Origin of the sequence: Nannocystis pusilla (assembly GCF_020073745.1) — a bacterium.
GTDB classification, from domain to species: domain Bacteria; phylum Myxococcota_A; class Polyangia; order Nannocystales; family Nannocystaceae; genus Nannocystis; species Nannocystis radixulma.
The window spans coordinates 116,163-125,709 of sequence record NZ_JAIRAU010000029.1 but is presented as its reverse complement, the minus strand read 5'-3'; the positions used below and the strand labels follow the sequence as shown (position 1 = coordinate 125,709).

Here is a 9,547-nt window from a genome sequence, read left to right as displayed (position 1 = left end):
ACCGAGACCGCCGTCGCGGGCGAGACGGTGCCGGTCTCGCTCGAGCTCGTCAACGACGGCTTCGCCGCCCCCGTCAATCCCCGCCCGCTGGTCCTCGTATTCCAGGACGCCGCCGGCTTCAGCCGGGCGGTCGGCGAATTCGACCTGCGCACCCTCGTACCCGGCCAGGCCGTCACCCTGTGCGTCGACGTCAAGGTCCCCGCGAACGCCCCGCCCGGCAACTACCGGATCGGCCTCCAGCTCGCCGACCCGGCCCCCACCCTCTTCGACGACCCGCGCCAGGCGATCCGCCTCGCCAACGACACCGGCGTCGAATGGCTGGACGGCATCAACTGGTTCGACGCCACCCTCTCCGTGACGCAGTGATCCGCCCGCGCGTCAGACCGGTCGTCACGGCAGCAGCGCGCCCGACGTCAGGTCGAACGTGTACGGCATCGGCGAGTCGGCCCCGTTGAGCGTGATGTTGAACTTCCACGCCCCGATCTTCTCCTGCATGCAGGCGAACAGCTTGTCGTCCTTGAGCGTGCTGCGCTGCGGGTCGAACGTCGTCTTCTTCACCTTGCCGTCGCCGTCGACCACGATCGTCGCCTTGACCCGCCCGGTCGGTGCGTCGGCGGCCTTGCCCGTCGTGTCCTTGTAGCAGGCCACGATCTCGTCCGCGTGCGCCTCGACCGCCTTGTTGAAGTTGGCCACGTCGAGGTACGGCGACTCCTCCTCCTCGGCCGCCGGCGCGTCCGCAGGCGCCTCCGCGGCCCCCTCCGCGGCCGCGTCGGCCGTCGCCGGCGGGCTCGTCTCCGCCTCCTTCTTGCACGCAGCGCTCAGGAGCAGGGCCGAGGCGAGGGTGAATCGGAGCCGGGGCGAGGACATGCTCCGGCCACCGTATCACAGCTCGCCGCCCACACGACAGCGGCCCGCCGACGCGGCTATCCTGCAGGCCGTGCGCGCCCTGCAGGACCTCCCGTACCGCTTCTGGCCCGAGTCGCGGCTCCCAGCCGACGTCAAGGTGTGGCCGAAGATGCTCAACCTCAAGACCGCCGAGTTCGCCAAGGTCTACAACAAGAAGGTCAACCCGCGGCTGCGCGCGCTCGGCTTCACCTGCAAGGCCATGCGGGGTCGCGGGCGTCGGGGCGACCTCGTCACGCTCGCATGGTTCGCCGGCGGCAAGGCCGGAGGTTCGGGTTCGCTCGCGTTCGCGGCCCATCGCCTCGGCCTGCCGTCCTCGCTGCAGCGCGCGCTCGGCCCCGACGCGATCGACTTCCCCGACTGCTGCTTCTATCGCCTGTGCCAGCTGTTCCACGCCCCGCCGTACGGTCAGGACTTCGACCTCGGCAAGGACGTCGCCGAGGCCGAGGAGACCGCCGAGCGCCTGCTCGAGGTCATCGAGGAGCAGGCCGTGCCGTTCCTCGCCGGCGTCCCGGTCGCGCTCGCCGAGCTGGCCGCGCTGCCGCTCGACGCGTTCGATGCACACATGCCCGCCCTGGTCGCCACGCACTACATTCGCGTGTCGCACAGCCGAATGACCCCGTTCGCCGAGCTCCGCGTCGACCTCACCGTCCTGCTCGCCCGCCTCGCCAGCCTCGACGGCCGCCGCGAGCAGGCCGTCGCCTGGGCTCGCCTCGGCCGTGACATCCTCGCCACCTGCGACTGGCCCCCCTACGCGCTCCACGAGCGCAGCATCATTCTCGAGAAGCTGATCGCCGGCGACCCCGACCTCACGCTGACCGCCGCCGACCGCGCCGAGCACGAGCGACGGATCGCGCAGACGCCCGCGAAGGCCCCCTGACGCGACGCCCTCGCTCGCGTGCATCCCCGACCGCCCCGGCGCGCCGCTCGCATGGTTGCCGTTCGCGCTCGTCGGGGTCATACGAATCTCGTGGCCACCCGCGGAAAGTTCCCCCTCTACGCAATCCTGCTGGTGGGGATCGGGCTCATCCTGGCGATCTTCGGCGTCAGCTACAGCCGCGCGCGCTGGAGCGAGCGCGGGACGATCCTCGACGAGTCCCGGCCGGCCGAGCCCGGCGCTGCCGCCAAACAACAGTGAGCCGGCGGCCGCGCGCCCGGCGTCACCCGAGCCCCGGCGGCAGCTCACCTGTCCACAAAGACACCCCGCGCTCGACCAGCGCCGCCGTCAGCGCCGCCGCCTGCTCCTGCTGCCATGCGTCGCTCGCGGCCGCCGTCCAGCGGGCGTCGGCGAACTCGTGCGCCGCGCCCTCGACCCCGTGCAGCACGTCGATCCGCACCGAGCCCGCGTGCTCGGCCAGCGCGTCGGCCAGCGGCGCGATCGGCCCCGGCAGCAGCGGCTGGACCATGGCGAACGTGCGCAGCCCCGCGGCCTTGCAGGCGGCGAGCGCCGCCAGGCGGGCCGGGATGCTGGCCGCGCGCGGCTCGAAGTGCCGGCGGACCGCCTCGTCGACGGTGGGGATCGAGATCCCGGTCCACGCATTCGCGATCGCGGCCAGCACGTCGAGGTCGCGCTCGATCAGGGCCGATCGCGTCAGCACCAGCACCCCCGCCCGCACCTGCGCGTCGCGCAGCACCAGCAGCATCCGCCGCGTCAATTGCGTGCGCCGCTCGATCGCGTGGTACGGGTCGCTGACCACCGCGCAGAACTTGATCGGCGCCGGCGGCAGCGTCAAGAGCTCCGCTGAAAGCACCTCGGGCGCGTTGATCCGCGCGTCGACGTACGAGCCCCACGGCGCCGGCGCCAGGCCGAGCAGCGCCCGCGTCTCGGCCACGTGCGACTGCGCATAGCAGAACTTGCAGCCGATCAGGCACCCGACGTACGGCGTCACCGTGTAGTAGCGGCCGCCCTCGGCGCGCTCGAGCAGGCGTTCGACCGCCACCTCGCGCACGCGCGCGCCCGGCTCATCGCCTGTCTCTTCGGCCATCTCCGCGTCGCGGGCCAGGGCGGCCAGCACCGCCTCCTCGCGGCTCGCCGCGGCCCCGGCGACCGCGCGGCAGACCGTGACGCCGAGCGCCCGCCTGTCCGCAGAGACAGCCTCGTCGAAGCGGTACGACAGCGCCAGCCGGCGCGTCTGCACCGCGCTGCGGCGGCCCTCGGTCAGGCGCGCGACCTCGACGTGGACGCGCGTGCCGGCTGTCTCGAAGGTCAGGCGCGGCCCGCACTCGGTGGTGACCTCGGCGAGGCGCAGGCCCGGCGCGAGCTCGTCGCCGGGGGCCAGCCCGCCGACGAGCGCGCGCAGGTGGACCTCGAGATCGCGGGCGCCGGCCATGCTCGCCGGCCTATACCACGACCTCGCGCCCCCGACACCCGTGTCTCATCGCAGGCCCGACACCGCGCCGATCCGGCGCGGGTCGGCCGCGCCGTACTGATACCCGCTGAGCGGGTAGGTCACGATCGCCTGCACCGCCCCGATGTCGCTCGCCTCGACGAAGGTGTAGCCGCGGTCCTCGAGCGCGGCGCGCACCGAGCTGCTGAAGCCCGCCTCGATCCCGGCCTCGGCCGAGCTGCTCGCGCTGTCGAGCGCGATCCGCGGCGCCGTGATCGACGCCCGCAACGTGCGCCGGTGATCGATCAGGTTGAGCGTCACCTGCAGCAGCGCGCTGATGATGTCCGTCCCCCCGGGCGACCCGTAGGCGGCCACCAGCTCGCCGTCGAGGAAGATCATCGTCGGCGCGATGCTGGCGCGCGGCCGCTTGTGCGGCGCCAGGTCGTTCGCGCCCGGGTTGTACGGCGACGCGGAGGCCGTCGGCTCGTCGTTGAAGCTGGCCAATTGATTGTTCAGCATGAAGCCGAAGCCCGGCACCATCAGCCCCGTGCCCCACACGCGCTCGATCGTGCTCGACACGCTGACCGTGTTGCCCGCCTCGTCGATCACCGTGAAGTGGGTGGTGTCGGTGCCCTCGAACTCCGGCATGAATTCGAGCTCGGCCAGCGTCTCGGCGGTGGCCTCCGGCGGCGGCTGGTACGGCCGCGGATCGCCGGCGGGGACGCTGCTGCGCCGCTCGCCGGCGGCGATCAGCGCCGAGCGCTCGGCGACGTAGGTCCGGTCCAGCAGCCCCTCCGCCGGCACGTACGCGAACTCCGGATCGCCGAGCCACATCCGGCGATCGGCGAACGCCACGCGCAGCGCCTCGAGCATCACGCCCAGCGTGTCGGCGGCGCCGAACTTCAGGTCGCCGCTGCCGATCTCGAAGCGGTCGAGCACGCCGAGCATCTGCAGCAGCGCCACCCCGCCCGACGACGGCGGCGGCGTGGTCACGACCTCGTATCCGTGGTAGCTGCCGATCAGCGGCGAGCGCACGCGGATCGCGTAGCTCTTCAGGTCGGCGCAGGTCATGCGGCCCGTGCCGCCCGGATTGCTCGCCCGCGTGGCCGCCTGGGCCGCCACGATCGCCCGGGCGATCCCCGCCGAATGATCGCAGTCGTAGAACGCCTCGGTCCCGTGGCGCGCGATCAGCTCGAACGTCCGCGCCAGATCGGGCTGCACGAGCACGTCGCCCGCCTGGAGCCGCTTGTCGTCGGGCCGGTACAGCCGGCGCGCCTCCTCGTAGGCCGGCACGCCCGGCTCGACCTTGAGCCGCGACGAGCCTGTCTCTCGGGCCAGACGATCGCTGACCTCGAAGCCGTCGCGCGCGGCCGCGATCGCCGGCGCCAGCGTCTCGCCGAGGCTGCGCGTGCCGTAGCTCGCCAGCGCGTGGGCCACGCCCGCGAGCGCCCCCGGCACGCCGACGGTGTAGCCGCTCGACGACTTGACGTCGGGCGCGTGATCGGTGGCGAGCATCGACGGCGTCACCGCCGCGGGCGCCTGCTCGCGGAAGTCGATCACCACCGTCTCCTCGGGGCGCCAGCCGGCCAGGTGGATCATCATGAACCCGCCGCCGCCGATCCCCGACGACTGCGGCTCGACGACGTTGAGCATGAAGTGCACCGCCGCCGCCGCGTCGACGGCGTTGCCGCCGGCCGCGAGGATCGCCGCGCCGGCCTCGGCCGCCAGCGGCTCGCTCGCCGCCACCACCCCTCCGGTGAACGCCGGGCTCGGGCCGGCGATCGGCGCGCCGATGTCGTCCGGCAGGCAGCAGTCCGGCATCGGCGTCGCCGGGCCGCCCTCCGGGTGTTCGGAGGCGACGCAGCCGCTCACCGCCACCAGCCCGAATCCGAGCCGCGCGAAACAACTATGCACATAGTGTCCGAGATCACGGTTCGCCATGCATCATGTCTCTCGTAAAGACCGGAGGCGCAGTTCGGGCGCGCCGCTCCGACCCGGCCCGCGAAAATTATCACGCGTCTTCGTCGTCGCCGCCGCCGCCCGTGCGGTGGTTGGGGCCCGCCGAGGCGGGCGCCTGCCGGTTGCGGCGATTGTGTGGTCCACCCCACGGAAGATCTCCACCCGATTAGCGACAGCGTCGCCGGATCCCCCCATTCACGGGTGCCTCGCTAGACGGCGCGTCGCCGCGAATTCGCCGCGCGCGCGGCCGATCGACGGACAAGTGTTCGCCGTCTTCGCGGACAGACTATACGCATTGTCTGCGGCGCCCCGAGCCCGCCGCAGCTGCCCCCGCGCCGGCACCGTCGCCCCCGCCTCCCCATCCTCGCCGTGACGCCCGAGCCCGCGCCCGCGGCCCCCGCCGGCGAGCTGCGCACCAACTGCTTCGCCCACCGGCGCGACATGGCCTCGAACTCGACCGCGACGGCCGCCTCGACCTCCTCGACGTCCGCATGGCCCATAGGTCAGGTACTTTCAGCCCTGTCCGATCGTACCCGTGCGCCGTGGCCGACCTCCCCGGCGACGGCCTGCTCGACGTCGCCATGAGCAACACTCCCTCGCGACCTGTGTGTCCTGCGGGTCGAGGGCCGGCTCTCCGTCCACGCCCGCCTGCCGCTCGGCCCGGTGCGGGCCGCGTCACGCTCGCCGACCTCACCGGCGACGTCGGCTTCACCCACCATTCGACCGCCCCACGACCTCTGGCTCGTCGACACCCGCGGCGGCGAGTCGCTCGACCTCGTGATCCTCAACACTGGCTCGGACGGCGTCACGATCTCGTCCGGCGCCGCCTGCCAGCCGCGGGCGCCGCTCCTCGGCCAGCGGCGCGAGCACCCGCTCCGGCGCGCGAAGTGACCTGCGGCGCCCGCGGCGGCGCGGGGCTCCTCGCATGATCGGTCGGGCAGCGATCGATCGATGCATGTCGCGATTCCGCCCGACCTCGTCCGCTCCGTGGTGCTTGTGCTCACCCGCACGCCGCGGCGAGGCGTCGCCGATCGATCGAGGGAGAGGGGGTTCGGATGAAGGACGATCTCGACATCCTGGGTCTGTGCGGCGCGATGCTGAAGGACACCTTCGTGCTCGAGCGCGCCGTCGCGCGCGGCGGCTTCGGCATCGTGTACCGCGGCCGCCACCTGTCGCTGGGCAAGCAGATCGCGGTCAAGGTGTTCGCGCCGCTCGCCGCCACCGAGACCGCGATCGCCCGCGAGGCCATTCAACACTTCTTCCAGGAGATCGAGATCCTCTCGACCCTCGAGCACCCTGCGATCGTCCGCCCCTACGATTGCGGCTCGATCGCGCTGCCCGGCCGCGGCGAGGTGCCGTGGGTGGCGCTCGAGTGGCTCGAGGGCCCGACCCTGGCCGGCCTCCTGCGCCAGCAGCCGCGGCGCACCTGGTCGCCGCCCGAGGCGCTGCAGCTGCTGCGCCCCGTGCTCGAGGCGCTCGCCGAGGCGCACACGCGGGGCATCGCCCACCGCGACGTCGCCCCCAACAACATCATCGTGTGCGACGCCCCGCAGGGCCCGCGGGTCCGGCTCATCGACTTCGGCATCGCCCGGATCCGGGCCCCGTTCGAGGCCCAGGCCCAGCCGACCGACGAGCCAACCCAGTCGGGGCTCGTCGCCCATTCGCCCAGGTATCCCGCGCCCGAACAAATGTTGCGTCAGCACACCGGCACCTGGACCGACGTCCACGCGATCGGCCTCGTCCTGCATCATATGCTCACCGGCGAGCTGCCCTACCCCGATTCGGCGCACGACCCCGATCGAGGCGCCTGCGCGCTGCGACGGCCGACCCCCGGCCTCGTCGACGTCGACGTCGGCGCCTGGGAGCCGGTCCTCGCCCGCGCCGTGGCGATCTACCCCCGGGACCGCTACCTCAACGCCCGCGAGCTGCTGGACGCGCTCGAGCGCACCCTCGAGGCCGCCGTGCCCGGCCAGGACGAGTTCGGCGCGGCGCTGCCGGAGAACTGGCGCGCCGTCGACGTCGCCCCCACGCCGGTGCCGCTGCAGCTCAACACCCCCGAGCACACCGTCGTGCTCTACCCCTATGCGATCGCCGCCGACGATCTGCGGCACGGCCTCGAGATCCCGCTCGGCGCCGGACTGGCGTGCAACCTCGTGCTGCACCGCTACGCCGACGTCGCGCTCGCGCTCTCGGTCGTCGGCCAGATCGGCGAGCGCCCCGGCCTGTACTCGAGCGAGAGCGGCGTCGGCAGCCGGCTGACGCGGGTCCTGCTCGAGCCGGGCGGCGTGCGCCACGTGTGGTGCGGCCGGCGAGAGTTCGGCCTGCGCGAGGTCGTCTGCCACGCCGCCCGCGGCGACGGTCGCAGCGAGCGGCGCGCGATCGACGTCGGCCGCGTGAGCCTCAAGGTCCGCTTCGCCGCGCCGACCCGCGACTTCGTGATCCTGGAGATCGACGAGCCCGACCTGTCCCGCGCGCACCTCGCCTGCATCGGCATCACCTGAATCACGCCATGTCACGCCCCACCGACGCCCCCGCCGCTCCTGCCGCGCCGCAGCCCCAGGCCGTCGCCCCGTTGCCCGAGGCCGCGATCAGCCGCGAGACCGTCACCTCGCAATTGCGCTACGCGTTCCGCATGACCCGCAACCGCGGCGGATTGTGGGTACCCGTCGAGCTCGGCCAGGGCAAGTTCGCCCGCGTCCTGTGCGGCCAGCAGCAGATCGGCAATCAACCGGCCCGCAGCGTCGCGGTCAAGATCCTCCACAGCCACGCCAAGCTGACCGACGAGCGCCTGTTCGCCACCGAGATCGCCCACCTGCGCAAGCTGAGCGACGCCGACAACGTCAACGTCCTGCACATCCTCGACGTCCTGCAACTGCGCCCGCTCGTGCTGTGCGGGTGCGGCAAGATCTACCACCCGCGCTGCCCGGCCTGCAGCCACGAGTCGCTGACGCGCATCGAGGCCGACGCCTTGCCCGCGCTCCACTGCGTCGCCTGCGGCTACCTGTTGCCGGCCAACCGGGTCATGGACCGGGCCCAGGAGCTGTCGTCACCCGCGGCGCGGACCTGCTGCCAGGACCGCTCGGTCGAGGGCCGCGGCACGATCGTCAACTTCGTTCACCGCGACGCCATCGTCATGGAGCACCTCACCCTCGGCCTCAAGGACTTCGCGCGCGTGCGCCGGGAGGAGGTGCTCGATCAATGGCGCAAGAAGGACGGCGAGACGAAGGCGATGGTGCTGGCCGCGAGGCGCAGCCTGGCCACCCGCGTGGCCGCATGGCTGCCCCGCGAGTGGCGCCGGCGGCGATCGGCGGAGCTGGTCGAGAAGGCGCTCCTGCTCGAGAAGGTCCTGGTCGTCGTGCAATTGGTCGAGGCCGTCGCCTGGCTGCACGGCGAGAAGCGCATCATCCACAAGGACCTCGCCGCGGACAACATCATGGTCCGCCTGTCGGGCACCCGCAACGGCAAGTCGAGCTGGCGCGGCGAGCACCGGCCGGAGATGTCGATCCACGACATCCTCAATGACATTACCAGCTATCCGACCTTCCGCACCCTGCTGATCGACTTCGGCCTCGCCGACGAGGTCGTGCCGACGCGCTCGTGGTACGACGACGCCGAGGCCGCCGGACAGAACAAGAGCCCGTTCCTCTCGCCCGAGGCCAAGAACCGCCGCCAGGACGTGAGCCTCGACCAGCCGATCGCCTTCTCGCCCGAGGACCAGACCTTCGTCATCCCGCCCGAGATGCGCGGCCTGTCGCTGCCGCTGATGCCCGGCGACCGGATCAGCCATTCGCTCGACGAGGACCACGCCCACGACCTCATGATCGAGAACGTGCTCGACGGCGGCAAGATCGCCAAGTACGGCGGCGTCGCCCCCGGCGTGCAGGACTACCGCCGCTGCGTCGTCGAGCGGCCGCTGCTCGAGCCGCACGACATCTTCGCCCTCGGCGCCCTGTTCTACTTCCTGCTCTCGGAGGACGCCACGCGCCTCGACCCGCTGCACGCGCTCGTCTACACCGCGCAGGAGAAGCACCGCACCGTCGACGTCAATTCCCTCCGCGGCCTCGACCTCTACCCCGGCGTCCGCAAGGCCATCCGCTCGGCCTTCTGGCAGGACGAGATGATCGTCATCATCCTCCGCGCCATGACCCGCGGCCTGCCGGGCAGCTACGCCAGGACCCGCATTCACCGCGGCGGCGAGCCGGCGCAGCGGTTCCTGCTCGAGATCAAGCGCCTCCACCACGACATCCAGCGAGACATCGTCTCGACCTTCTGGCGCTGAGCACCTGCGCAGGGTCTCGGCGTCGACGCAAACGGGCGCGACCCGGCGGCTCTCGGCCACCGGGTCGCGCCCCGGGCAG

General features: G+C 72.4%; 8 protein-coding genes. 5 read left to right on the top strand and 3 right to left on the bottom strand.

Annotated elements, in window-relative coordinates:
• On the top strand, nucleotides 1-366 hold a 366-nt coding region (locus K7C98_RS24045), incomplete at its 5' end, for a DUF4832 domain-containing protein (protein WP_224194088.1).
• A gap of 24 nt (nucleotides 367-390) precedes the next feature.
• Here K7C98_RS24045 and K7C98_RS24040 read toward each other — a convergent pair.
• Nucleotides 391-867 (bottom strand): AgmX/PglI C-terminal domain-containing protein, encoded by a 477-nt coding sequence (locus K7C98_RS24040; protein WP_224194087.1) that lies wholly within the window; start codon nucleotides 865-867, stop codon nucleotides 391-393.
• A gap of 70 nt (nucleotides 868-937) precedes the next feature.
• On the opposite strand from K7C98_RS24040, the gene K7C98_RS24035 reads away from it, so the two are divergent.
• Nucleotides 938-1,783 (top strand): hypothetical protein, encoded by an 846-nt coding sequence (locus K7C98_RS24035; protein WP_224194086.1) that lies wholly within the window; start codon nucleotides 938-940, stop codon nucleotides 1,781-1,783.
• A gap of 90 nt (nucleotides 1,784-1,873) precedes the next feature.
• On the top strand, nucleotides 1,874-2,041 hold the full coding sequence (locus K7C98_RS24030) for a hypothetical protein (protein ID WP_224194085.1): 168 nt from the start codon (nucleotides 1,874-1,876) through the stop codon (nucleotides 2,039-2,041).
• Between the two features lie 22 nt (nucleotides 2,042-2,063).
• On the opposite strand, the gene K7C98_RS24025 is transcribed toward K7C98_RS24030, so the two are convergent.
• Nucleotides 2,064-3,233 (bottom strand): SPL family radical SAM protein, encoded by a 1,170-nt coding sequence (locus tag K7C98_RS24025; protein WP_224194084.1) that lies wholly within the window; start codon nucleotides 3,231-3,233, stop codon nucleotides 2,064-2,066.
• A 45-nt stretch (nucleotides 3,234-3,278) separates the two neighbouring features.
• Nucleotides 3,279-5,144 carry a gamma-glutamyltransferase gene (gene ggt / locus K7C98_RS24020; protein ID WP_224194083.1) on the bottom strand — a complete coding sequence of 622 codons (1,866 nt, stop codon included), beginning with the start codon at nucleotides 5,142-5,144 and terminating at the stop codon, nucleotides 3,279-3,281.
• Nucleotides 5,145-6,244: 1,100 nt separating this feature from the next.
• Here ggt and K7C98_RS24015 point away from each other — a divergent pair.
• Both K7C98_RS24015 and K7C98_RS24010 read left to right on the top strand, forming a co-directional pair.
• Complete coding sequence (locus tag K7C98_RS24015) at nucleotides 6,245-7,690, top strand: serine/threonine-protein kinase (RefSeq protein WP_224194082.1); 1,446 nt, start codon at nucleotides 6,245-6,247, stop codon at nucleotides 7,688-7,690.
• 8 nt (nucleotides 7,691-7,698) lie between these two features.
• A complete protein-coding gene (locus tag K7C98_RS24010; RefSeq protein ID WP_224194081.1) occupies nucleotides 7,699-9,468 on the top strand; it encodes a protein kinase in 1,770 nt (589 codons plus the stop codon).
• Nucleotides 9,469-9,547: the final 79 nt, after the last annotated feature.